Below are 23,132 nucleotides of genomic sequence, written 5' to 3' on the forward strand. Positions count from 1 at the left end.
ATGAAGAATCTGGCAAGCCAAATTCACGCCTTCGGTAAAGCCTTGATGATGCCTATCTCGGTGATTGCTGCCGCAGGGATCTTTCTTGGCCTGGCCGCCGCAATGCAAAATCCGGCCATCACCGGCGATGCCTTCGCCAATCTGCAGGTGCCACAGCTGATTATCGGGTTTATCCGCAAGGTGGCGGGCGCGCTGTTCGCCAATTTGCCGCTGTTCTTTGCGGTGGCCAGTGCCATCGGGCTGGCGAAAGCGGAGAAACCGACCGCCGCCTTTGCCGCCGTAATTGGCTATATCGCCATGAATGTCGGTATCAGCTCCACGCTGGCGTCGAAAGGTTTGACGGCCGCTACCACCACGCCAGAAGCGCTGCAGAAAGCAGGTATGGATCAAACCGCAGCGATGATGACGTCGGCCGAATACATCGACATGCTCGGCATCTTTACTTACAACATGAGCGTGCTGGGCGGCGTGATTGCCGGATTGATTACCGTGCTGCTGCACAACCGTTTTTACACTCAGCAACTACCGACGGCGATTAGCTTCTTTGGTGGACGCCGCTTTGTGCCGATCGTGACCGTGGTGGTGCTGCCGCTGGTGGGCGTGCTGCTGGCGTTGATTTGGCCGACGATTGGCGAAGGCATCGCGTGGGTGGGTTTGATGATTGGTAAAAGCGGGCAGTACGGTGCCTTCCTGCTCGGCACCAGCGAACGCTTACTGATTCCTACCGGTTTGCACCATATCCTCAACGAAACCGTGCGCTTCACGCCAATTGGCGGCATGGCAACGGTTGATGGACAAAGTATCGTCGGCGCGCTGAACATCTTCAACACCTCGCTAACGCATCCCGGCGCCATCCCGGACGATACGGTGCGCGGCGCGACGCAATTCCTCGCGCAGGGCAAAATTCCGGTAATGATGTTTGGCTTACCGGCCGCCGCGCTGGCGATCTACCACACTGCGCGCCCCGAGCATAAGCAGCGCGTTAAAGCGCTGGTGCTGGCCGGTGCACTGACTTCCTTTACCACCGGCATCACCGAGCCGCTGGAGTTCTGTTTCATCTTCGTGTCGCCGGTGCTCTATATCCTGCATGCGCTATTAACCGGCCTGTCATTTATGTTGATGTCGATGCTGCATTTGATGATTGGCAACGTGCAGGGCGGCGCCATCGATCTGGTGGTGTTCGGCATTCTCGGTGGCAGCAAAACGCATTGGTGGTGGACGATTGTGCTCGGCGTGATTTACATGCCGATTTACTACTACGGCTTCCGTTTTGTCATCACGCGGATGCGGGTTGAAACGCCGGGACGGGAATCCGATGAGGAGCACAAACCCGAACAGGTGGCGGCGGATGAGCGCACCAAAGTGATCATCAGCGGGCTGGGCGGCGAAGCCAATATAGAGGACGTCGATTGCTGCTTCACCCGGCTGCGCGTGCGGGTCAAACAGATGAATGAGGTGGTCGATCAAACGTTACTGACCACCGGCGCGAACGGCATCAATCGCGTCAGCGAACACGATATCCAGGTGATTTACGGCCCGCAGGTCGAGAAGATCGCCAACGACGTAAAAAGTGCCTTGGGTGTGGCGTAACACAATGGCCGCTGCGCCTGGACGCAGCGCAGCGGCAACCGCCATGATACACTGCTGTTTTCCAGCCAATTCTGCTTTCCATGGACATCAAACAATTAATCTATCTGACAAATCTTGAACGCGAACGCCACTTTGGCCGCGCGGCAGAGGTCAGCTTTGTCAGCCAGCCGACGCTATCGATGCGCCTGAAAAACCTCGAACGCGAATTAGGGCTGTCGCTGATCAACCGCAGTAATAATTTCGATGGCTTTACGCCGGAAGGCGAGCGCGTACTGACCTGGGCGCGGGAAATTGTTTCGGTGTACCAGGGATTGAAGCTGGAAGTGGAGTCGCTCAAGCATGGCGTCAACGGCACCTTGCGGCTGGGTGTTATGCCGCAGTGCAGCGTGGCGCTGCCTGCGTTGTTGAAAGCGGTTGAAGCGCGTTATCCACAGCTGGATTATCGCGTGGCCGCGATGAGCGCCGATCAGCTGCTGGAAGCGCTTAACAGCCACACCGTGGATGGCGGTATCGGTTTTTTTGAACTGACGTCACTGCGCGAGCTGCATTTTCAAACTGCGCTGTTGAAAGATCCGGGCGTCGAGGCGCTGTTCAATCCGGCGCACTTTCCGGCGCTGCTCGAGCAAGAGAACATCTCGCTCGCCACGCTTGCCTGCCAGCCGCTGTGTCTGGCAGAACCCACGCGCTATTTTCGACGTTATCTTGATGGGCAGCTGCGGGAAACCGGCTTGATCCCACGCGTGATCGTTGAGAGCGCGTCGATTATGCAACTGCTGCAAAGCGCGCAGGTTGGTTTGGGCGTGATGGTGTCGCCCTGCGGGCATCTGTTGCCGGAGCTGATGCAGAATCTGTCGCGGCGGCCGATTGAGATGGCGCCGATGGGCCGGCAGGCGGCATTAGTGATTGCCGAGCCGGGCAGAGCATCGCCGCTGGCTCAGCATTTCTTTGATGAAGCGCGGCGGCATCTGCCCGATTAACGGGTTTCGCCGAGCGCCATCAGCAGGCGATCCTGCCAGCTGGCGAAAGCCACCGCTTGCAACAGTGTGAAGATGCGTTCGCTGCCCCAGCCCGCGTTCAGCAGCGGCTGCAAATGCGCAGCGCTGAAGCGGTCGGGCAGGCGAGTGAGCTGGGCGCTGAGTGAAATCACCGGCGATGCTGCGCCAGCGCTTTCGACATCCTGCAGCAGTGCGTCACGCCATTCATCGGTAACAAAATCAAACTGACGTCGACAACCCAGCACGCGTGCGCTAACCGCCTGCGCCAGCGCTTCATCCCCGGCAAAATGTTCACTCAGCCGCTGTTTTAGCGTGGCGAAGCCATACAGCACTTGCGCATCATGTACCAGCAGCCAAATGGCATCATCCAATCCCTCAATACCCTTACAGAAAGTAACCGCCGCCAGCTGATCGGCGCTGGCATAGCGCAGTTCAACCGGTTTCAACGCGTGCTGCCAGCCGTCGTTGCCGGTAAACAGCGCTGCGCTGGCGTCCGGCGGCGGTGTTACGCCCGGAATCCAGCGCACCGGCAAGCCCATCATCGCCTGCAGCGATGCCACCACGCGTGACTGATAGCTGACATATCCCACCAGTTGATTCAGCGTGACGATATCGGGCTCGGTTAAGCCCACCGCGTCCAGCGCGCTGATGCTGCTGGCGGTGATCAGTTCCGGCTGCATCGCCAGTTGACGCGCATATTGGGTGATTTGCGTCAGGCGATTATTACTTTCACGTGACGAGTCCGGACCCGGCAACGGATTGAGCCGGGCGGAGTAGTGATTGCACAAGCGCTGCACACCTGCGACCTGCGCCACCGTTAGCGCGGTGCTGAGGCGATCGTACAGCGTTAAGGTGTGGGTCAAACTGGTGGCAAGCGTATCGGGAAACATAATCTGGCTGAGATCGCGCGCGGCCAATAACGCAGGCTGAAAACGCGACAACAGCGGCTGTAACGCGGTCGCTTCCTGTTGCAAACCGAGTAAGAAACGATCGTCGATATAGGCGGCTTCGGGCACCAGCGGCGCAGTGGCGGTGCTATTCGGGCGAGTCTGGCTTTCATAAAACCAGTGGTCATGGCCGGGAGAACGGCGTTGTTCCATGGTCATTCCTTGCGCTAAAAACGGACTTGCTGCACAGCGTGCGAATCTGAAAAGCAGGCATGCAACAAAGGGCTAGCTTATCGTCGCTGAACGGCTGTCCACGGCAAAAGAATGATGGGGAATAATTAATAGCTTACGAGTATAAGGAGGGCGTTATTTGAAGAGGAGGTCGCCATGAATGGCGACCCTGGGGAAATCTTATTTCAGTTCCAGCTCGTTCATTGCGGCAATGCTGAAGCCGCCATCAACGTGTACCACTTCACCGGTGATACCACCCGCCAAATCAGAGCACAGGAATGCAGCTGAGTTACCCACGTCTTCAATAGTAACGGTACGACGAATCGGGGTAACCGCTTCGCAGTGCGCCAGCATTTTACGGAAATCTTTGATGCCTGATGCCGCCAGCGTACGGATTGGACCGGCAGAAACGGCGTTAACACGCGTGCCTTCTGGACCCATCGCGTTCGCCATGTAGCGTACGTTAGCTTCCAGAGACGCTTTCGCCAGACCCATCACGTTGTAGTTCGGGATGGCGCGCTCTGCACCCAGGTAAGACAAGGTCAGCAGGGCGGAATTCGGGTTCAGCATCGCACGGCACTCTTTCGCCATCGCAACAAAGCTGTACGCGCTAATGTCGTGAGCGATCTTGAAGCCTTCACGGGTCACGGCATTCACGTAATCGCCATCCAGCTGATCGCCAGGTGCGAAACCGATGGAGTGAACGAAACCGTCAAATTTCGGCCAGGTTTTTGCCAGTTCGGTGAACAGCGCAGTGATGCTCTCGTCTTCCGCCACATCGCATGGCAGAACAATGTCTGAACCCAGATCTTTAGCAAACTCTTCCACACGACTTTTCAATTTGTCGTTCTGGTAGGTGAAAGCCAGTTCTGCGCCCTGTTTGTGCATCGCCTGCGCAATACCGTAGGCGATTGAGAGTTTACTGGCAACGCCAGTAATCAGAATGCGCTTACCGGAAAGAAAACCCATAGCTGTAATCCTTTTGGTCATTGTTGTTGGCGGTCGCGGTGGTTGAAAAACAGGCGACCGACGTTAATCTCGTGCGAAGTCTAGCATAAGTAGTTATGCATAGGTAATAGAGGAAAACATCTCCACAATTTAGGACTAGACAAGTCAAAGCTTAAGAAATATTTTATTAATTGATGTTGGATTAAGGAAATACCTCGAATATAAATCTTAAGTAATCAATCTATTATCATGTTTTATAAGGGATTTAAATATGAGTGCTGATAGTTTGTTAAATGCGGGTGCAGAATCATTTGGTAAGATAATTAAAAGCGATAGCCGCTTTATTATACCTACTTATCAACGCGATTATTCTTGGGAAGAGCCTCACTGGGAAGACTTATGGAATGATATTAATGCTAATAGAAGTGTCGATTCTAAGCATTATATGGGGTCTATAGTTCTAATCCCACGTGAAAAAAAAGGATTCGAAGTTATTGATGGTCAGCAGAGAATGACAACATTAACATTAGTCATTCTTTCTGCAATAAGCATCATTGATGATATGATTATAAAAGGTGAGAATGTTGATGAGAATGAATTAAGAAAAAACATATTAATGGACGGGTACATTGGCAAAAAATCATTATCATCATTAACTACAATAAATAAGTTGAAACTAAACGAAAATAATGATCCTTTTTTTACTACATTTTTGCTTCAGTTAAGAAAACCTCATAACCTCCGCGGGCAATTAAAAAGTAACAAGCAGCTTTATGAATGCTTTCAGTTTTTTAAGGAAAAAATCAACTTAGATATCCTTAGTGAAGGAGGGATGGATGCCCTAATAGATTTCGTTGAGTATATATCGGATAATTTGTTGTTTATAAAAATAACTGCAACGAATGATTTAAGTGCATTTCTCATTTTTGAAACATTAAATGACAGAGGATTAGCACTTTCAGTTACGGACTTACTCAAGAACTATATATTCTCAATAGTTAATGAGGATGATAGGCAGCATATTAAATATTTATGGGACTCAATAATTCATCAAATATCTTATCCTAACTTCCCGCGTTTTCTGAGACACTCTTGGATGACTTCACGTGGGCACATTCAGGAAAAAGAGTTATTTAAAACAATCAAGCAAGATGTAAAAACTCCCAAGCAGGCCTTTGACTTGATGAAAGAGCTTGAAGAGATGGCTGCTGTTTACTCTGCGTTGAATGAACCAAATAATTCCTATTGGGAAGATAATAATAAAAATAAAAAACATGTTAAAGAATTAGAATTATTTAAAATTTCTCAATGTTTTCCTTTGTTGATGTCAGCTCATAAATACCTTGAACCGGACGAGTTTACAAAAGTGTTAAGGATTTGTACAGTAATTTCGTTTCGCTATCTTGTTATCTCCGGTCAAAATCCAAATGCCATGGAGAAAATCTATACTGACGTGGCTATGTCAATAAGTTCGGGCACCATAAAACGCGCAATTGATGTTTTTGATAAACTTAAGGGGTTATATATTAATGATGAGGATTTCGTAAGAAACTTTGAAGACAAAATAGTAAAAACTAAAAGATCTGCAAAAATGGCAAGGTATATTCTATTTGCAATTGAAAACCATCTCGGTTCCAAAAGTCTTGACTACGAGAGTGATGCGGGGACGTTAGAGCATATTCTTCCTGAGAATCCTTCTCTCGAATGGGAAGGGAGTTTCCCTATTGATACTCAAGAAAATTACATTTATCGGATAGGTAATTTCACAATTTTAGAATCCTCTAAAAACAATGCAATTGCAAATAGCTCTTTGGAGGAAAAGTTGCCAGTTTATCAAACGAGTAAATATGAATTATCTAAAAGGTTTGGACACAAATCTTGGAATCCTGAAAACATAAGAATTAGACAAAGTTATCTGGCTAAACAAGCTAAAGCAGTCTGGTCAATATAATATAAAGGTAATAAGAGGCTACTCATTCTCAATGAGTAGCCTCAATTTTAATCCTTACGCCAGGCTTCGGCGGTTAAGGCTTCACCAAAGTGGCTGGTGATCAGGCGCTTGGTGAGATCGTGCAGCGGCGAGGCCAATACATCGGCGGTGCCGCCGCGCTCGACCACTTCGCCCTGATGCATCACCAGTACCTGATCGCTGATGTGCTTCATCATGCCGAGATGCTGCGTGACATAAATATAGGCGATGCCGTGCTTCTCCTGCAGTTCCAGCATCAGGTTCACCAGCTGTGAACGCATGGTCATATCCAGCGAGGCGAGGGCTTCATCGGCGACGATCACTTTTGGCTGCAGAATCAGCGCTCGCGCCAGCGCCAGGCGCTGCTTCTGGCCCGGCGCCAGCATGTGCGGATAGTATCCGGCGTGGTCGCGCAGCAAACCGACCTGACGCAGCGTGGCGATAATGCGTTTTTCACGCGCGTCATCATCCAGCTCGGTATTCAGGCGCAGCGGGAAATCGAGTATCTGGCTGATGCGCTGGCGCGGATTCAGCGAGGTTGAGGGATCCTGAAAAATCATGCGAATGCGCTGGCTGCGATAACCATAATCACCGTACTCCAGCGGATGATCGTCAATCAGCATCTCGCCCTCGCTCGGCTCGACCATGCCGCTGAGCATTTTTGCCAGCGTCGATTTTCCCGAACCGTTTTCACCAATCACCGCCAGCGTCTGTTTTTCACGCAGGGTAAAACTGACGCCTTTCACCGCCTCAACGTGCTGACGACGGAACAAACCGGTGCGATAGCGGTAGGTTTTACTCAGGTTGCGCACTTCCAGCAGCGTTTCCATGTTTACTGGCTCTCCATATTCAGCGGGAAGTGACAAGCAAACAGATGCGCTTTATTGCCGGTCAGGCGCGGTGTTTCGATGCATTTACGCTGCGCATACGGGCAGCGCGGCCCCAGACGACAGCCAATCGGCAGATGTTCCAGCGACGGAATCGCGCCAGAAAGCGTGTTGAGGCGGCTTTTGTGCGGCAGTGCGCTACCGAAATCGGGCATCGCCCGGATCAGCGCCTGCGTGTAAGGATGATGCGGCGTATCCATTAACTCTTCGCTCTGCGCGATCTCCACCGTCTGGCCGCAATACATCACATTAATGCGGTCGGCCCAATGGCTCATGGTGCGCAGATCGTGGCTGATCAGCAAAATGGTGGTGTTGTTATTCTGATTGAGGCGGCTCAGCAGGCGGAAAATCTGCGCCTGCGTGGTCGGCTCCATCGCATTGGTTGGTTCATCGGCAATCAGCAAACGCGGCTGATTGGCCAGCGCGATGGCGATCATCACTTTCTGGCATTCGCCGTCGGTGAGTTCATACGGGAAACTGCGCATGATGTCTTTATGATCTTTGATGCCGACGCGATGCAGCAGCTCAATGGCGCGCACTTTGCGCCAGAACCACAGCCGTTTATACCAACGGCCTTTGTGCGTCCAACGCGGAATCGCCTGCATCAGCTGGCGACCAATACTTTCTGACGGATCAAGACAGGATTGCGGCTCCTGAAAAATCATCGACACGTTATGGCCGACAATCCGACGGCGTTCGCGCGGTGACAGGCGCAGCAGATCAATATCATCAAACACCATGCGATCGGCGGTGACGCGCCAGTTATCTTTGGTGACGCCGCAAATTGCTTTGGCGATCAGGCTTTTGCCTGAACCCGATTCACCCACCAAACCGCGGATTTCGCCTTCGCTTAGCGTCAGGTTGATGCGATCAACCGCTTTGACCGGACCGTCAGCGGTCATAAATTCGATGGTCAGGTTACGGATATCCAGTAGCGGCATTATTCAACTCCCGCTTCTACAGCGCGACGAATGCCGTCGCCCAGCAGGTTAACGATCAACACGCTGACCATCAGCGCCACGCCCGGCAGCATGACCGTCCACGGCGCAACGTAGATCAGCTCCAGCGCGTCACCCAGCATCGCACCCCATTCGGGTGAGGGCAGCTGCGCGCCAAGATCGAGGAAACCGAGTGCGGCGATGTCCAGAATCGCCATCGACAGCGAGCGGGTAAATTCGCTCACCAGCAGCGGCAGCACGTTAGGCAGCACCGCATTCCACAAGATATTCAGATTGCGCGCGCCATCGAGACGCAGCGCCACCACATACTCTTTTTCCATCTCATCATGCACAGCAGTATAGATCTCGCGCACCAGACGTGGGATCAGCGCGAGAAACACCGCCAGCATCGCGTGTTCCAGGCGCGGGCCGAGAAACGCCACCACGATAATCGCCAGCAGCAGCGAGGGAATCGACAGTAAGGTATCCAGCACGTGATTCATCACCGCCGAGCGCATGCCGTGCGTGATACCGGCAAACACGCCAAGCACCAGCGCGCAAATTGCCGCAAGCACCGTCACCAGAATCGCCGAACCCACGGTCGGCGCTACGCCGCTTAGCAGGCGGCTCAGCACATCGCGGCCTAAATCATCGGTGCCGAGGAAGAAGGAGACATCGCCGTAGCGCGACCACGACGGCGGCAGCAGCTGATAACCGAGGAATTGCTGATCGATGCCATAAGGCGCCAGCAGGCCGCCAAACAGGCACAGGAACAGCAGCAGGCCAAAGCCGTACAGGCCGACCATGCCGCTGGTATCGCGATACAAGCGCTGCCAGCTGCGACGCAGCGTGCTGGGCAGCCGCTTCTCGTCGTAGACATTATCTAAGGGCATACCATTCCTTATGTTTCAGCGGGTTAAGTGCCGCACCCAGAATGTCGGATAACACGCTGACCAGAATCACCAGACCGCCCACCACCATCACGCCAGCGGAAATCGCCGCGTAATCCTGCTGGCGAATCGCGTTAATCAGCCAGCGGCCGAGGCCCGGCCAGTTGAACACCACTTCGGTAATCATCGCCAGAGTCAGCATGGTGGAAAATTGCAGGCCAAGGCGCGGAATCACCGGCGGCAGCGCATTGTGCAGCACGTGGCGGCGGATCACCGTGAAGCGCGACAGCCCGCGCGTGGCGGCGGCTTTGACGTAATTTTTGTCCATCACATCGCTGGTGCTGCTGCGCAGTAAGCGGATCATCTCGGTAGCAGGCGCAACGGCGAGAACGACCACCGGCAGAATCATGTGCGTTAAGGCGCTGACCAGCATTTCATGACGCCACGGCGACGGGCTCAGCCAGGCATCAATCAGCGCGAAGCCGGTAACGTTTTGCACCGGATAGAGCAGGTCGAAACGTCCGGACACCGGCAACCAGCCGAGCGTTAACGAGAAGAACAGCGTAAACAGCAGCGCCAGCCAGAATACCGGCATCGAGAAGCCGAGCAGCGCCAGCGCGCTGATGGCTTTATCCTGCCATTTTTTACGCATCACGCCGGCGCAAATTCCCAGCGGAATGCCCACCAGCAGCGCCAGAATAAATGCCATCACGCACAGCTCCAGCGTGGCGGGAAACACTTCGCGCAGCTGAAGATCAATCGGCTGGCCGTTGGTGCTGGAGACGCCAAAATCGAACTGCAGCAAGCCCTTAAACCAGAACCACCACGCATCAAACAGCGACGCACCTTCAAGCGGGGCGTTTGGCGTGAAGTAGCTCAGACTGAAGCTCACCAGCGACAGCAAAAACAGGGTGATCAGCAGCAGCACCACGCGACGCAGAATATAGATAATCATGCTTACTCCTCGCTGCTCTCATCGCGGTAAACGCCAGCGAACGAGGCGTTACCAAACGGGCTCAATACCAGGCCTTTGATGTCATGCCGATAGGCTTGCAAACGCAGCGATGACGCCAGCGGCAGCACCGGCAACTCCTGCGCCAAAATCTGCTGAGCCTTGTCATAGCTGTCAATGCGCGCCGATAGCTGCTGGGACAACAGTGCATGCTGCAACGCTTCATCAAAAGCGGGCGAGCACCAGTGTGCGTAGTTGGTTTGCGAACGGATCGCCGCGCAGCTTAACAGCGGACGGAAGAAACTGTCGGGATCGTTACTGTCGGTTGCCCAGCCGGTGAGCGTGAGGTCATGGTTCATCTCCATCAACTGCGCTTCCTGGAAGCGGCCTTCCACCGGCGCGATAGTGACGCGCACGCCAACCTGAGCCAAATCCGCTTGCAACAATTCAGCGGTTTTTAGCGGGCTGGGATTCCACGACTGCGAGGAAGAGGGCACCACTAAACGTAAATGTAAATCTTCCAGCCCCAGCGCTTTCAACTCTTCACGCGCTTTAGCCGGATTGTATTCGGTGACGCGCGCATCGTTGTCATACGCCCAAGACGCACGCGGCAAAATGGAGGCGGCAGTTTCGGCGGTGCCGTAATAGATCGACTCCATCAGGCGTTCGTTATTGATCGCCAGCGCCAGCGCGTGACGCACTTCCGGGCGATCCAGTGGCGGTTTGCGCGTGTTGAACGCCAGATAGGCGATGTTCATGCCGGGACGCAGCGTCATGCGCAGGCGCGGATCGTCACGCAAAATGCTCAGCTGGCTGGCGGCGGGATAGGCCAGCACATCGCATTCGCCGGTCAGCAGTTTGGATAACCTTCCGGTGCCGCCGACGCCCAAATCAATCACCACCTGCTGCAGACGCGGCACGCCTTTCCAGTACTGCGGATTACGCGCCAGGCGGAGATATTGCCCGGTACGGTATTCGCTCAGCTGGAACGGGCCGGTGCCGACCGGTTCGCGGTCCAGCTGTTCCTGCTGGCCTTTAGCGCTGAGTTTATTGGCGTACTCCTGCGACAAAATCGGCGCGTAATGCGTCGCGATATGCCACAAGAAAGAGGCGTCCGGGCTGTTCAGGCGGATTTCAACCGTATCGCTATCGAGCTTTTTCACGCTCTGCACCGAATCGGCAAACTGCAGGCTATCAAAATAGGGATAGCTGCCGCCGTTGACGTTGTGCCACGGATGCTTGCGATCAAACATGCGTGCAAAGCTGAACACCACATCATCGGCGTTCATTTTACGCGTCGGTTTAAACCAGTTGGTGTGCTGGAAGGCGACATCTTTACGCAGGTGAAAACGGTAGGTTGCGCCGTTATCCCGCACTTCCCAGCTCTGGGCGAGGTCGGGAATCAGCCGATAAGTATAAGGATCCACGTCCAGCAGCCGGTCATACAGCTGCGCCGCCAGCGTATCGACGACTAAGCCGCTGCTGACCATTTGTGGATTGAAGGTATTAACCGTGCCGTTAACGCAATAGACAAAACCGCTGTTGCGGATGTTGTCCGTTGGCGCGGCCCACGCTGACGCGCTCATCATGCTGAGACCCAGCAGCAGAGAGGGGAATAATTTTGGCATAGAACTCAACGATTCTGAGGCAATAGCGTGAGTGTATCTTAAACGTCACGTACTCCCCAAATTCGCGACGCTTCTGTTGTGTTTTTCGCCAAACTGGCGATGGGGTAATCACAATCTCTGTGTGGAGATGAGAAAAATTCTCAATTAAGGGTTTACAGATGATAATAAGAATGATTATTATTCTTCTGCGCTTCGACGGTGGCTCTACCGAAGAAGAGCACGACATTGCTCACATTGCTTCCAGTATTAGTTGCCCGCGTTAACCCGCGGGCCTTTTTTCGTCCTGTTTCGAGCGGCTGCTGCGTTGGCTGCGCTCGTCCACCCTGGTCACATACTTATGTATGCTCCCAGGGATGTCCTCGCTTGCCGCCTTGCATCTACTCGAAACAGTTAGAAAAAAACACCGTGCGATTTGCTTAAAAAAAATAAAATCAAATTAATACACGCCATTTATGGCGACCTGGTTAATCCTCGTCACGGGCCTGAATACCGTGCTTTTTCATCATGGCGCGTAATTGGTGATACGTCACACGCAATAACTCGGCGGCGCGGCGCTGGTTGTATTTGGCTTGCTGTAAACTCGCTTCAACCAGCTCGCGTTCCTGTTGATTTTGCCACTGACGCAAATCCAGCGGCAGGGAAGGCAAGGCAGATACGTCCGCCTGGGCAATGACGTCGGCGGGCGGCGTGCGGGGGGCGAACGGGTTAATGATAATGTTATCCAGCTCATCGTCGGCGCTGTGATGGCGATAAACCGAACGCTCGACCACGTTCTTCAGTTCACGCACGTTGCCGGGCCAGCTGTGATTCAGCAGCGTCAGCTGGGCGCGATCGCTGAAGCCAGGGAACAGCGGCAAGCCCAGTTCGCGGCACATCTGAATGGCAAAATGGTTGGCCATCACCAGAATGTCACTGCGACGTTCACGCAGCGGCGGCAGCTGCACCACATCAAAGGCGAGGCGATCGAGCAGGTCGGCGCGGAATTTTCCGGCGGCGGCAAGCGCCGGCAGATCTTCATTGGTGGCGCACACCAGACGTACATTCACCTGCAACGATTGATTGCCGCCAACGCGCTCCAGCTGGCCATATTCAATCACGCGCAGCAATTTCTCCTGCACCAGCATCGGCGCGGTGGCGAGTTCATCAAGAAACAGCGTGCCGCCATCGGCGCGTTCGAAGCGTCCCAGATGGCGTTTTTGCGCCCCGGTAAACGCGCCGGCTTCATGACCGAAGAGTTCGGAATCGAGCAGGTTTTCATTCAGCGCAGCACAGTTCAGCGAAACAAACGGCCCTTCCCAGCGGTTTGACAGATAATGCAGGCGGCTGGCAATCAGCTCTTTGCCGGTGCCGCGTTCGCCAATCACCAGCACCGGTTTTTCCAGCGACGCTAAGCGGGAAACCTGCTCTAATACTTCCAGAAAGTTATTGGATTCACCCAAAAGGTTGTCTGAACTGTTCGACATGATGAAATTCGCCACTGATTAATCAATTTCACTACCTTAAGGGATGTTCTGGCGGATGTAAAATAAACAAATTGCGTAAAATCAATAAATTAAAAGTTGGCACGCGAATTGTATTAGTAATGAGCGCCTCGCGCACCTACATACAAAATTTGAGGAACATCATTATGGGTATTTTTTCTCGTTTCGCCGACATCGTGAACGCTAACATCAACTCTCTGCTGGAGCGCGCCGAAGATCCGCAGAAACTGGTACGCCTGATGATTCAGGAAATGGAAGACACGCTGGTAGAAGTCCGTTCAACCTCAGCCCGCGCGCTGGCAGAAAAGAAACAGCTGCTGCGCCGTATTGAGCAGGCTGACATTCAGCAGGCCGAATGGCAGGAAAAAGCGGAGCTGGCGATCAATAAAGGTAAAGAAGATCTGGCGCGTGCTGCTTTAATTGAGAAGCAAAAGCTGACCGATTTGATTGCTGCGCTGCAGCAGGAATCGACTCAGGTTGAAGAGACGCTGGACCGCATGAAAGGCGAGATCGGTGAGCTGGAGAAAAAACTCACTGAAACCCGTGCGCGTCAGCAGGCGTTAACGCTGCGCCATCAGGCAGCATCGTCATCACGTGATGTGCGTCGTCAACTCGACAGCGGCAAGATTGATGATGCGATGGCACGTTTCGAATCCTTTGAACGTCGCATCGATCACATGGAAGCAGAAGCAGAAAGCCAGCGTTTTGGTAAACCAAAAGGTTTGGATCAGGAGTTCGCCGAGCTGAAAGCCGATGATGAAATCAGCCAGCAGCTGGCCGCGCTGAAAGCTAAAATGAACCGCCCTGAGTGATCGCCACGGGCCTGATTGCGGGCCCGAGTTAAAAATGGTGTTAGTGATTAAGGAGAGTCAATGAGCGCACTTTTTTTAGCCATACCTTTAACGATTTTCGTGCTGTTTGTCGCACCAATTTGGTTATGGCTGCATTACAGCAACAAACGCAACGGCGGCGCCGATCTATCGTCGAGTGACCTGCAGCGTTTGCAACAAATTACCCAGGATGCGCGCCGCATGCGTGAGCGTGTTGAAGCACTGGAAGCCATTTTGGATGCCGAACATCCAAACTGGAGGCAACCATGATGAATGGCCGTAAACTGTGGCGCATTCCGCAGCAGGGCAAAGTACGCGGCGTCTGCGCGGGTATCGCCGAGTACCTCGACATTCCGGTGCGCTTGCTGCGTGTGATTGTGGTGCTGTCGCTGTTCCTTGGACTGTTTATGTTCACCATCGTCGCCTATTTTATTCTGGGCTTTGTGCTGGACGAGAAACCCGTTGATGCGACATCTGAACGGGCACCCAGCGCACGTGAACTGCTCGACGAGCTGGAAACAACGCTGCAAAGCGATGAGCGAAAGGTGCGTGAAGTTGAACGCTACGTTACTTCAGAGACGTTTAGCGTGCGCAGCCGCTTCCGCCAGATTTAAATTCCCGGGCTTTCGGGCCCACTTCTTCTATTGTGATAAGAGGCTCTATGCAAACTCAACGTTTTACTGCTCTGCGCCGTCGCGCGACACCTGCGTTGATGTCGGCGGGGAAATTTATCATCATTAGTGCAGTAACTTACGGGCCCGGCGGTATCGCTGGCTGGGCGGTGAAATCGGTGGCGCGCCGTCCGCTGCGCCTGTTGCTGGCGGCCGCCCTGGAACCGTTGCTGAGCAAAGCGTTTAAACGTTTATCGGCACGATTCATCAGGGAGAACGATGAAAAGACTGCAAAATGAATTTGTGGCGTTGATGAACCGCGGTGTTGACCGCCATCTGCGCCTGGCTGTAACCGGTTTAAGCCGTAGCGGTAAAACCGCGTTTATCACTTCGCTGGTTAACCAGCTTCTCAATGTCCACAGCGGCGCACGTTTGCCGCTGTTTTCCGTGGTGCGTGAAGATCGCCTGCTGGGCGTCAAGCGTGTGCCGCAGCGCGAACTCGGCACGCCGCGTTTCACCTACGACGAAGGTCTGGCGCAACTGTACGGCACGCCGCCGATGTGGCCGACGCCGACGCGTGGCGTAAGCGAAATGCGTCTGGCGCTGCGCTATCGTCCGGATGAATCGCTGCTGCGCCATTTCAAAGATACCGCCACGCTCTACCTCGAAATTGTCGATTACCCCGGCGAATGGCTGCTGGATCTGCCGATGCTGGCACAGGATTATCTCAGCTGGTCACGCCAGATGGTGGGCTTGCTGCAGGGCGATCGCGCGGGCTGGTCAGCGCAATGGCGCAGCTTGTGCGCCGATCTCGATCCTTTTGCGCCCGCCGATGAAAATCGTCTGGCAGCCATTGCCGCTGCCTGGACCGATTATCTGCACCAATGCAAAAGCGAAGGCTTGCACTTTATCCAGCCGGGCCGCTTTGTATTGCCGGGCGATATGGCCGGCGCGCCGGCGCTGCAGTTCTTCCCGTGGCCGCAGGTCGACGAGATGCAGGTTAGCAAGCTGGCGCAAGCGCCAGCAGGCAGCAACTTCGCCATGCTGCAGCAGCGTTTCAACTATTACTGCCAGCACGTGGTGAAAGGATTCTATAAAAATCATTTCCTGCGTTTCGATCGCCAAATCGTGCTGGTCGATTGTCTGCAACCGCTTAACAGCGGGCCGCAAGCGTTCAACGATATGCGTCTCGCCTTGACGCAACTGATGCAGAGTTTCCACTACGGTCAGCGCACGCTGTTCCGCCGTCTGTTCTCTCCGGTGATCGATAAGCTGCTGTTTGCCGCCACCAAAGCCGATCATGTGACTTCGGATCAGCACGCCAATATGGTGTCGCTGCTGCAGCAACTGGTGCAGGACGCGTGGCAGAATGCGGCGTTCGAAGGCATCAATATGGATTGCCTCGGTTTAGCCTCGGTGCAGGCCACAGAAAGTGGGCTGGTTGATCATCGTGGCGAGAAATTACCGGCGTTGCGCGGTCATCGTCTTGCCGATAATGAAGCGCTGACGTTCTATCCTGGCGAAGTGCCGCCGCGCTTGCCTGGCCACAATTTCTGGCAGCAGCAGGGATTTCAGTTTGAACAATTCCGGCCGCAGCAGCTGGATGTCGATCGCCCGCTGCCGCACATTCGCATGGATGCCGCACTGGAATTTTTACTGGGAGATAAATTGCGATGAGCGACGAAACACCTTTAAAAGGACGCATAGATTTTTCCCGTCCGCTGACGGTGGAAGCGGAAAAACCGCTGCGCGCCGCACAAACCTTTAGCGCGGACAGCGAGAAAGCCTTTCTCGCCACGGCGGAAGCCGAGCCGCTGGAAGAGGGCGAAGGCGAAAAAGTGGTGGAAGCCGCGCTGCGGCCGAAGCGCAGCCTGTGGCGTAAAATGGTGGGCGTTGGCCTCGCTATTTTCGGCGTCAGCGTGGTGGCGCAGGGCGCGCAAACGCTGCACGATGCGTGGCTGGTGCGCGACTGGTTTACCCTCGGCACCGGCGTGGCAGGCACATTGATAGTTGCCGCGGGGGCGGGTGCGCTGATTGGTGAATGGCGGCGTTTATATCGTCTGCGTCAGCGGGCCGAAGAGCGCGATATTGGCCGCGAATTGCTGCACAGTCATGGTGTCGGCAAAGGTCGCGCGTTCTGTGAAAAACTGGCGCAACAGGCGCAGCTCGATCAGGCGCATCCTGCACTGCAGCGCTGGCATGCGGCGCTGCATGAAACCCACAACGATCGTGAAATTGTCACATTATATGCCCAACTGGTGCAGCCAGTGCTGGATCGTCAGGCGCGCCGGGAAATAAGCCGTCACGCCGCCGAATCGACGTTAATGATCGCCGTCAGCCCGCTGGCTTTGGTCGACATGGCGTTTATCGCCTGGCGCAATCTGCGGCTGGTCAATCGCATCGCGGCGATCTATGGCATTGAGCTGGGTTACTTTAGCCGCATCCGCCTGTTCCGCTTAGTGCTGCTCAATATGGCGTTTGCCGGGGCTTCCGAACTGGTGCGCGAAGTCGGGATGGATTGGATGTCACAGGATCTTGCCGCACGCCTGTCAACCCGCGCTGCGCAAGGGATTGGTGCCGGTTTGCTCACCGCACGTCTCGGCATTAAAGCCATGGAGCTGTGTCGCCCGTTACCGTGGCTGGAAGATGATAAGCCGCGTCTGGGCGATTTCCGTCGCGAGTTAATCGGTCAGCTGAAAGAATCCCTGGTAAAAAGTGGGGATAAAGCAGGGCAGGCTGCTAAATAATCAGCACTTGCGTACCTTTCACGCTGCAACTGGCGTGAAAGGTAAAATTATCTGTGTTACCACGCATATTCGGCGGGATTTTTGTTGGTCACTCCGTTACACTTCCCTTTATCACCTGCCTCTGGCTGTCAACTTTTCCTGACAGGCCTCTTCTGAGGCGCTGCAAGTTAGCGTATTATCACTAAAATCAAAACCTGACTAAGGCTCATCGCAATGCGTTTGGAAGTTTTCTGCCAGGACCGAATCGGTCTGGCGCGCGAGTTGCTCGACCTGCTGGTTGCCCGCAATATCGACCTGCGCGGCATCGAAATTGCGCCACTTGGTCGCATTTACCTCAATTTTACCGCGCTGGAGTTTGAACCCTTCAGCAATCTGATGGCGGAAATCCGCCGTACACCTGGCGTGACAGATGTGCGTACCGTCTCGTTTATGCCCTCTGAACGCGAGCATCGCGCATTGAGCGCGCTGCTGGTGGCGATGCCAGAACCGGTGTTATCCATCGATCTGAAATGCAAAGTCGAGCTGGCCAATCCGGCAGCACAGAATCTGTTCACCCTTGATGAACAGAAGCTGCGCAATCAAAACGTTGGCACCCTCATCACCGGCTTCAATTTCCAGCGCTGGCTGGAGAATGATCGCGTTGACGCACAGGCGCAGCATGTGGTGATTCAGGGACGCGATTTCCTGATGGAAGCGCGACCAATTTATCTGGCAGAAGAAGAGGGCCAGAGCGACCTGCCGGTCGGCGCGATGATCACCCTGAAATCGACCGCGCGTATGGGCCGACAGTTGCAGAATCTTACCGTTACCGATGAATCGGAGTTCGATCATATCGTGGCGGTTACGCCAAAAATGCGTCAGGTGATCGATCAGGCGCGCAAGCTGGCGATGCACGATGCGCCGCTGTTAATCGTGGGCGATACCGGCACCGGCAAAGATATGCTGGCGCGTGCCTGTCATTTGCGTAGCGCGCGCGGCAAAAAACCGTTCCTGGCGCTGAACTGCGCCTCATTGCCGGATGATGTGGCGGAGAGCGAGCTATTTGGTCACGCTGCCGGTGCTTATCCCAATGCGCTGGAAGGCAAGAAAGGCTTCTTCGAGCAGGCTAACGGCGGTTCGGTATTGCTGGATGAGATTGGCGAAATGTCGCCACGCATGCAGACCAAACTATTGCGTTTCCTCAACGACGGCACGTTCCGCCGCGTGGGTGAAGAGCATGAAGTGCACGTTGATGTGCGCGTGATTTGCGCCACGCAGAAGAATTTGATTGAGCTGGTGCAGCGTGGTGAGTTCCGCGAAGATCTGTTTTATCGCTTGAATGTGCTGACGCTCAATCTGCCGCCGCTGCGTGAACGTCCACTGGATATTCTGCCGCTCACCGAAATGTTTGTCGCGCGTTTCGCCGATGAACAAGGCTTGCCGCGTCCGCGCCTCTCATCGCAGCTAACGCCGTTCCTGACGCGTTATAACTGGCCGGGTAACGTGCGCCAGTTGAAGAATGCGCTGTACCGCGCGCTAACGCAACTGGAAGGTTACGAGCTTGGGCCACAAGATATTGTGTTGCCAGAGCAGGCGCTGGATGTGTCATTTGGTGAAGAGGCGATGGAAGGTTCGCTGGACGATATCACCAGCCGTTTCGAACGTTCGGTGCTGACGCGTCTCTATCTCTCTTATCCCAGCACGCGCAAACTGGCTAAACGCCTCGGCGTCTCGCATACCGCGATTGCCAATAAGCTGCGTGAATATGGGTTAGGGCAGAAGCGCAACGAGAGCGAGTAATAAGGCGCGTACATCTCGTAACGTCGTTCCGCCTGTAGGGTCGCCATTCATGGCGGCCTGGTCCGCAAACGTGCATCTACACTTGCAAGCAGATGTCTTGTCATTGGTCGCCATGAATAGCGACCCTACGGTTATTTAGCTGGTTTTTTCGTCGGGTGCGCGAATATTTACCTGACTTCCTTCCCTCATAAACACCGGAATTTCGCTCAGTGGCGCGGCAACGCTGATGCGTTGGCCGCCTTGATAGCACTCGCCATTGCGGGCAATCCATTGCTCGCCAGCAGGTAACCACACTTCACGTTCACGCTGGCCAGCGTGTAGCACCGGCGCCACCAGAAGGTCGCGGCCCAGCAGATACTGATCTTCCACTTGCCAGCTCTCTGGCTGCTGCGGGTAGTGATAGAACAGCGGGCGCATCACCGGATCACCGAGCTCATGCGCTTCGCGCATCAGGCCATCAATATAGGGGCGAATCTGCTCACGTTGCAGCAGGCAGCTTTTCATCAGCGCGTAATTCTCCTCACCGTAACTCCATACTTCATTGGGTGAGCCGCTGTTGCACTGCGCAATGCCATCGCGCCAGGTTTCTTCAGGTGCAATTTGTGGCTCGCGGTAACCATGCAAACGCATCACCGGACAGAATACCGCCCATTGGAACCAACGGATCAACAGTTCATGAAACGCCGGATCATGAGTATTCCCGCCCTGAAAACCGCCGATGTCGGTGGTCCACCATGGAATACCTGCCATCGCCATATTCAGCCCGGCAGTAAACTGATTACGTAAGGCATGGAACGAGGAGTGAACGTCGCCCGACCAGGCAAGCACGCCGTAACGCTGGCTGCCCGCCCAGGCGCAGCGCACCAGATTGACGATCTCGCTCTCGCCCTGTTGTTGCAGACCTTCATAAAATCCGCGGGCAAACAGCTGCGGATAGATATTGCCCACTTCCTGTACCGGGCCGAGATGATAGCGGTAATTATCAAAATCGTAGGCGCGGTATTCTGGCTCTGCTTCGTCGAGCCAGAAAGTGCGGATGCCGTGGTCATAATAGTTGCGCTTAACTTCCTGCCAGACGAACTCGCGTGCGGCGGGATGCGTGGCGTCAAAAAAGGTGGTATTGCCCATAAAATCAAGGTTCACCGATACGCCGCGCTCGCTGTTAACCAGCAAGCCTTTGGATTTCATCAGACGATAGTTATCACTGCGGCTATCCACCGTGGGCCACACCGACACCATGGTTTCGATGCCCATCTCTTTCAGCTCCTGCACCATAGCACGCGGATCCGGCCAGTCGCGCGCATCGAAACACCAGGTTCCCTGATTTGGCCAGTGGAAAAAGTCGATGACGATCACCGAGAGCGGTAGCTGCAGGCGGCGATATTCGCGCGCGACCTCCAGCACTTCCTGCTGAGTGCGATAGCGCAGTTTGCATTGCCAGAAACCGGTCGCGAAGCTGGGCATCATCGGCGCTGTGCCGGTGGCGCGTCCATACTGACGCACGATCTCAGCGGGTGTGTCGCCTGCGGTGATCCAGTAATCCATCTGATCGGTTACTTCGGCTTGCCAGCGCGTGCCGTTTTTACCAAAGGTCACTTCGCCGATGGCCGGATTATGCCACAGCAAGCCGTAGCCGAGATTGGATACCATAAACGGCACGCTGGCCTGCGAGTTGCGCTGCGCCAGCTCAAGCGTGCAGCCTTTCAGATCGAGACAATCCTGCTGATACTGGCCCATGCCATAGATTTTCTCTTCGGCACGCGCTTCAAAGCGCACGCTCAGCTGATATTTCCCTCCCGGAATCGGTCGAAAGGCGCGCGCATCCAGCTTCAGGGCGCTGATGTATTTGTCCTGGCTCTTTTCGCTGGCACCGATGCCCACGGTGCTGCGCTGACGCCAGAACTCCTCGAGCAGCAATTCGCCGTGCTGATTATAGAAAGCCAGCTGGCCGCGAATATTCAGCGTGGCGGTGATATTGCCGTTACGCAGGCTGAGAGATTCATGCTCGCGCTGGATCTCCACCTCGCAAGCCGCAGGCGATAACAACGCCCAGTCATGGTCGATCAGTTCGGGCTGACAGGTGGCTCGTACTCGCAGGCTATGCGCGCCCCAGGGTTCGATAACCAGCGTCTGACGGTCAAATGTCCAGATAATACGCTGGGATTCGGCGCGTAATTCACTCATGACAACTCCTGTGGTTGTAAAAGGGGGGAAGCAGTGGCAGTCGGTTGGGCTGACACTTTGTGCTGATTGATGGTGCGCATGGTGGCATCGTTTAGTTTGTAGCCGCGCATCGCCAGCGCGCTTAACAGCGACAGCAGGCCGGGAACTACCGAAAACAGTGCCACGATGGCCATCATGGCGGCGGGTTGCTGATGCGGTGCCTGAGCGACGTAACCGCTCAGGCCAAGCGTCCAGCCGACAATCGCGCCGCTAATGGCCATGCCCATTTTCAATACGGCGAGCAGAGTCGAGAAGACGGTGCCATCGAGGCGTTTTCCCTGACGATATTCACCGTAATCCACCACATCGGCCATCATCACCCACATCAGCGTGGTGGTGACTTGATAGAAGCTGGAGACGATGAATGTCATGCCAACCAACAGCGCCAGCGAGCCGGGAAGGAACACGATGCTGATGCTTAGCACGCCAGCAGTAATGGCGCTGAGCGTAAAGGCGGTGATTTTGTTCAGGCGGCGCGTCAGCAGTTTCGCCAGCACGCTACCGACGCTTTTGCCGACAATATGCGCGGCCAGCAGCCACATGAAGAGGCTGGCATCACCCAGAAAATAGGTGACGTAGTACATCATCGCGCCGAGCCGCACCACGCCGAATGAGATATTGCAGAACACCAGCAACGCGACCACGCGCCACTGATCGTTACGCAGCAAATCGCGCAGATCGGCAAGAAAGTTGCCGTGGTTAGCGGGAGCATTGATGCGTTCGCGTGTATTGAGAAAACAGATAAAAAACAGCAGGGTTGCCAGCGTCGCCATTATCGACATTGCTGCGAAGTAACCGTCCAGTTTGTTACCGCCGCCCAGCCAGGTGGCGAGCGGGATCATCAGGAAAGTGGACATCGCGCCGCCCAGCGTGGCGAGGAAGAAGCGCCATGATTGCAGGGAGATGCGCTGATTATCATCGGCGGTGATAATCGCCCCCATCGAGCAGTAAGGAATATTGATGGCGGTGTACATCAGCATCATCAGGCTGTAGGTCACGGCGGCGTAAATCATCTTGCCAGTCAGCGACAGGCTTTCCGGCACCGCATAAATCAACATACAGCTCACGCCGAACGGTACCGCGAGCATCAATAGCCAGGGACGGAATTTGCCCCAGCGTGAACGGGTTCGGTCAGCCACCATCCCCATCGCCGGGTCGATCACCGCATCGGCGACGCGCGCCAGTAAAAACAGCGTGCCAACAAAGATTGCGGGCAAACCCACCACATCGGTGTAGTAAAAGGTGAGAAAAATAATGACGTTATCGATGGCGATATGGCTGGCCATATCACCGAGGCCGTAACTGAACTTTTCTTTAATGGATAAGCTTGCTTGCATAAAGATTCCCGCCTGTCTTTGAATCGCTTAAGTGCAATTGACGGTTAGTTATAGGTAGCGATGCTGATGGGAACAATTGCGGGATTTGTTACGGGTTTTATGTTTTTTAATTAATGTGATACGGGTAACAAGAATCACAGTAAAAATGCAACATGGCGGGAAGAAGTGCTACGTATCGCGATAAATCAACAGGTTGAAAATTGAGCCAT

At 54.5% G+C, this 23,132-nt stretch carries 20 protein-coding genes; 10 read left to right on the forward strand and 10 right to left on the reverse strand.

What is annotated here, in order from left to right:
- Nucleotides 1-1,590, forward strand: a complete 1,590-nt coding sequence (locus K5Y30_RS01880; RefSeq protein WP_222210356.1) for a PTS transporter subunit EIIC — start codon at nt 1-3, stop codon at nt 1,588-1,590.
- 80 nt (nt 1,591-1,670) lie between these two features.
- The gene (locus K5Y30_RS01885) at nt 1,671-2,567 is read left to right on the forward strand and encodes a LysR family transcriptional regulator (RefSeq protein WP_222210357.1); all 897 of its coding nucleotides are present in this window, start codon (nt 1,671-1,673) and stop codon (nt 2,565-2,567) included.
- Here the strand turns inward: K5Y30_RS01885 and K5Y30_RS01890 are convergent.
- The gene (locus K5Y30_RS01890; protein WP_222210358.1) at nt 2,564-3,685 is read right to left on the reverse strand and encodes an oxidoreductase; all 1,122 of its coding nucleotides are present in this window, start codon (nt 3,683-3,685) and stop codon (nt 2,564-2,566) included. The two genes, K5Y30_RS01885 and K5Y30_RS01890, sit on opposite strands and share 4 nt — an antisense overlap.
- A 198-nt stretch (nt 3,686-3,883) precedes the next feature.
- A complete protein-coding gene (gene fabI, locus K5Y30_RS01895; protein WP_007892455.1) occupies nt 3,884-4,672 on the reverse strand; it encodes an enoyl-ACP reductase FabI in 789 nt (262 codons plus the stop codon).
- A gap of 250 nt (nt 4,673-4,922) precedes the next feature.
- Here fabI and K5Y30_RS01900 point away from each other — a divergent pair, with 250 nt between their 5' ends.
- Complete coding sequence (locus K5Y30_RS01900; RefSeq protein ID WP_222210359.1) at nt 4,923-6,602, forward strand: DUF262 domain-containing protein; 1,680 nt, start codon at nt 4,923-4,925, stop codon at nt 6,600-6,602.
- A 47-nt stretch (nt 6,603-6,649) separates the two neighbouring features.
- On the opposite strand, the gene sapF is transcribed toward K5Y30_RS01900, so the two are convergent.
- The 6 genes from sapF to pspF all read right to left on the reverse strand — a co-directional run bounded on the left by sapF (nt 6,650) and on the right by pspF (nt 13,378).
- The gene (gene sapF / locus K5Y30_RS01905; RefSeq protein WP_222210360.1) at nt 6,650-7,450 is read right to left on the reverse strand and encodes a putrescine export ABC transporter ATP-binding protein SapF; all 801 of its coding nucleotides are present in this window, start codon (nt 7,448-7,450) and stop codon (nt 6,650-6,652) included.
- Nucleotides 7,451-7,452: 2 nt separating this feature from the next.
- On the reverse strand, nt 7,453-8,448 hold the full coding sequence (sapD, locus tag K5Y30_RS01910) for a putrescine export ABC transporter ATP-binding protein SapD (RefSeq protein ID WP_222182225.1): 996 nt from the start codon (nt 8,446-8,448) through the stop codon (nt 7,453-7,455).
- Nucleotides 8,448-9,338 (reverse strand): putrescine export ABC transporter permease SapC, encoded by an 891-nt coding sequence (gene sapC / locus K5Y30_RS01915; RefSeq protein ID WP_101764289.1) that lies wholly within the window; start codon nt 9,336-9,338, stop codon nt 8,448-8,450. The genes sapD and sapC overlap by 1 nt, the downstream gene beginning before the upstream one ends.
- On the reverse strand, nt 9,325-10,290 hold the full coding sequence (gene sapB, locus K5Y30_RS01920; protein WP_101764290.1) for a putrescine export ABC transporter permease SapB: 966 nt from the start codon (nt 10,288-10,290) through the stop codon (nt 9,325-9,327). Before sapB ends, sapC begins: the two co-directional genes overlap by 14 nt.
- A gap of 2 nt (nt 10,291-10,292) precedes the next feature.
- Nucleotides 10,293-11,915, reverse strand: a complete 1,623-nt coding sequence (gene sapA, locus K5Y30_RS01925; protein ID WP_110866234.1) for an ABC transporter substrate-binding protein SapA — start codon at nt 11,913-11,915, stop codon at nt 10,293-10,295.
- 464 nt (nt 11,916-12,379) lie between these two features.
- Nucleotides 12,380-13,378 (reverse strand): phage shock protein operon transcriptional activator, encoded by a 999-nt coding sequence (gene pspF / locus K5Y30_RS01930; protein WP_222182223.1) that lies wholly within the window; start codon nt 13,376-13,378, stop codon nt 12,380-12,382.
- 164 nt (nt 13,379-13,542) lie between these two features.
- Between pspF and pspA the strand changes: the two genes are divergently transcribed.
- The 7 genes from pspA to tyrR all read left to right on the forward strand — a co-directional run bounded on the left by pspA (nt 13,543) and on the right by tyrR (nt 19,363).
- Complete coding sequence (gene pspA, locus K5Y30_RS01935) at nt 13,543-14,208, forward strand: phage shock protein PspA (protein WP_222210361.1); 666 nt, start codon at nt 13,543-13,545, stop codon at nt 14,206-14,208.
- Between the two features lie 60 nt (nt 14,209-14,268).
- Nucleotides 14,269-14,496, forward strand: coding sequence for an envelope stress response membrane protein PspB (gene pspB / locus K5Y30_RS01940; RefSeq protein ID WP_007888081.1), 228 nt, complete (start codon nt 14,269-14,271; stop codon nt 14,494-14,496).
- Nucleotides 14,493-14,840: an envelope stress response membrane protein PspC gene (pspC, locus tag K5Y30_RS01945; protein WP_101764292.1), complete on the forward strand. Its 348-nt coding sequence runs from the start codon at nt 14,493-14,495 to the stop codon at nt 14,838-14,840. Before pspB ends, pspC begins: the two co-directional genes overlap by 4 nt.
- 47 nt (nt 14,841-14,887) lie before the next feature.
- Nucleotides 14,888-15,136, forward strand: coding sequence for a phage shock protein PspD (gene pspD, locus K5Y30_RS01950; RefSeq protein ID WP_007888070.1), 249 nt, complete (start codon nt 14,888-14,890; stop codon nt 15,134-15,136).
- Complete coding sequence (locus tag K5Y30_RS01955) at nt 15,117-16,514, forward strand: YcjX family protein (RefSeq protein ID WP_222182220.1); 1,398 nt, start codon at nt 15,117-15,119, stop codon at nt 16,512-16,514. Before pspD ends, K5Y30_RS01955 begins: the two co-directional genes overlap by 20 nt.
- Nucleotides 16,511-17,584, forward strand: a complete 1,074-nt coding sequence (locus tag K5Y30_RS01960) for a YcjF family protein (RefSeq protein WP_222210362.1) — start codon at nt 16,511-16,513, stop codon at nt 17,582-17,584. Before K5Y30_RS01955 ends, K5Y30_RS01960 begins: the two co-directional genes overlap by 4 nt.
- Before the next feature lie 213 nt (nt 17,585-17,797).
- On the forward strand, nt 17,798-19,363 hold the full coding sequence (gene tyrR, locus K5Y30_RS01965; protein ID WP_222210363.1) for a transcriptional regulator TyrR: 1,566 nt from the start codon (nt 17,798-17,800) through the stop codon (nt 19,361-19,363).
- A 135-nt stretch (nt 19,364-19,498) separates the two neighbouring features.
- On the opposite strand, the gene K5Y30_RS01970 is transcribed toward tyrR, so the two are convergent.
- Together K5Y30_RS01970 and K5Y30_RS01975 are read right to left on the reverse strand one after the other, a co-directional pair.
- Nucleotides 19,499-21,547: a glycoside hydrolase family 31 protein gene (locus K5Y30_RS01970; protein WP_222210364.1), complete on the reverse strand. Its 2,049-nt coding sequence runs from the start codon at nt 21,545-21,547 to the stop codon at nt 19,499-19,501.
- Entirely contained in the window at nt 21,544-22,923 is a 1,380-nt protein-coding gene (locus tag K5Y30_RS01975; protein ID WP_222182214.1) for a glycoside-pentoside-hexuronide (GPH):cation symporter, read from the reverse strand. Before K5Y30_RS01975 ends, K5Y30_RS01970 begins: the two co-directional genes overlap by 4 nt.
- Between the last annotated feature and the right edge of the window lie 209 nt (nt 22,924-23,132).

Source organism: Pantoea sp. DY-5, from assembly GCF_019795955.1.
Lineage (GTDB): Bacteria > Pseudomonadota > Gammaproteobacteria > Enterobacterales > Enterobacteriaceae > Pantoea > Pantoea leporis.

Coding starts and splice junctions, on each gene's coding strand:
- pspC (WP_101764292.1), top strand. CDS start 14,493: ATGATGAATGGCCGTAAACTGTGGCGCATTCCGCAGCAGGGCAAAGTA.
- K5Y30_RS01885 (WP_222210357.1), top strand. CDS start 1,671: ATGGACATCAAACAATTAATCTATCTGACAAATCTTGAACGCGAACGC.
- pspB (WP_007888081.1), top strand. CDS start 14,269: ATGAGCGCACTTTTTTTAGCCATACCTTTAACGATTTTCGTGCTGTTT.
- sapC (WP_101764289.1), bottom strand. CDS start 9,338: ATGCCCTTAGATAATGTCTACGACGAGAAGCGGCTGCCCAGCACGCTG.
- K5Y30_RS01890 (WP_222210358.1), bottom strand. CDS start 3,685: ATGGAACAACGCCGTTCTCCCGGCCATGACCACTGGTTTTATGAAAGC.
- K5Y30_RS01960 (WP_222210362.1), top strand. CDS start 16,511: ATGAGCGACGAAACACCTTTAAAAGGACGCATAGATTTTTCCCGTCCG.
- sapF (WP_222210360.1), bottom strand. CDS start 7,450: ATGGAAACGCTGCTGGAAGTGCGCAACCTGAGTAAAACCTACCGCTAT.
- K5Y30_RS01975 (WP_222182214.1), bottom strand. CDS start 22,923: ATGCAAGCAAGCTTATCCATTAAAGAAAAGTTCAGTTACGGCCTCGGT.
- pspF (WP_222182223.1), bottom strand. CDS start 13,378: ATGTCGAACAGTTCAGACAACCTTTTGGGTGAATCCAATAACTTTCTG.
- K5Y30_RS01880 (WP_222210356.1), top strand. CDS start 1: ATGAAGAATCTGGCAAGCCAAATTCACGCCTTCGGTAAAGCCTTGATG.
- K5Y30_RS01900 (WP_222210359.1), top strand. CDS start 4,923: ATGAGTGCTGATAGTTTGTTAAATGCGGGTGCAGAATCATTTGGTAAG.
- sapA (WP_110866234.1), bottom strand. CDS start 11,915: ATGCCAAAATTATTCCCCTCTCTGCTGCTGGGTCTCAGCATGATGAGC.
- tyrR (WP_222210363.1), top strand. CDS start 17,798: ATGCGTTTGGAAGTTTTCTGCCAGGACCGAATCGGTCTGGCGCGCGAG.
- fabI (WP_007892455.1), bottom strand. CDS start 4,672: ATGGGTTTTCTTTCCGGTAAGCGCATTCTGATTACTGGCGTTGCCAGT.
- sapB (WP_101764290.1), bottom strand. CDS start 10,290: ATGATTATCTATATTCTGCGTCGCGTGGTGCTGCTGCTGATCACCCTG.
- K5Y30_RS01970 (WP_222210364.1), bottom strand. CDS start 21,547: ATGAGTGAATTACGCGCCGAATCCCAGCGTATTATCTGGACATTTGAC.
- K5Y30_RS01955 (WP_222182220.1), top strand. CDS start 15,117: ATGAAAAGACTGCAAAATGAATTTGTGGCGTTGATGAACCGCGGTGTT.
- pspA (WP_222210361.1), top strand. CDS start 13,543: ATGGGTATTTTTTCTCGTTTCGCCGACATCGTGAACGCTAACATCAAC.
- sapD (WP_222182225.1), bottom strand. CDS start 8,448: ATGCCGCTACTGGATATCCGTAACCTGACCATCGAATTTATGACCGCT.
- pspD (WP_007888070.1), top strand. CDS start 14,888: ATGCAAACTCAACGTTTTACTGCTCTGCGCCGTCGCGCGACACCTGCG.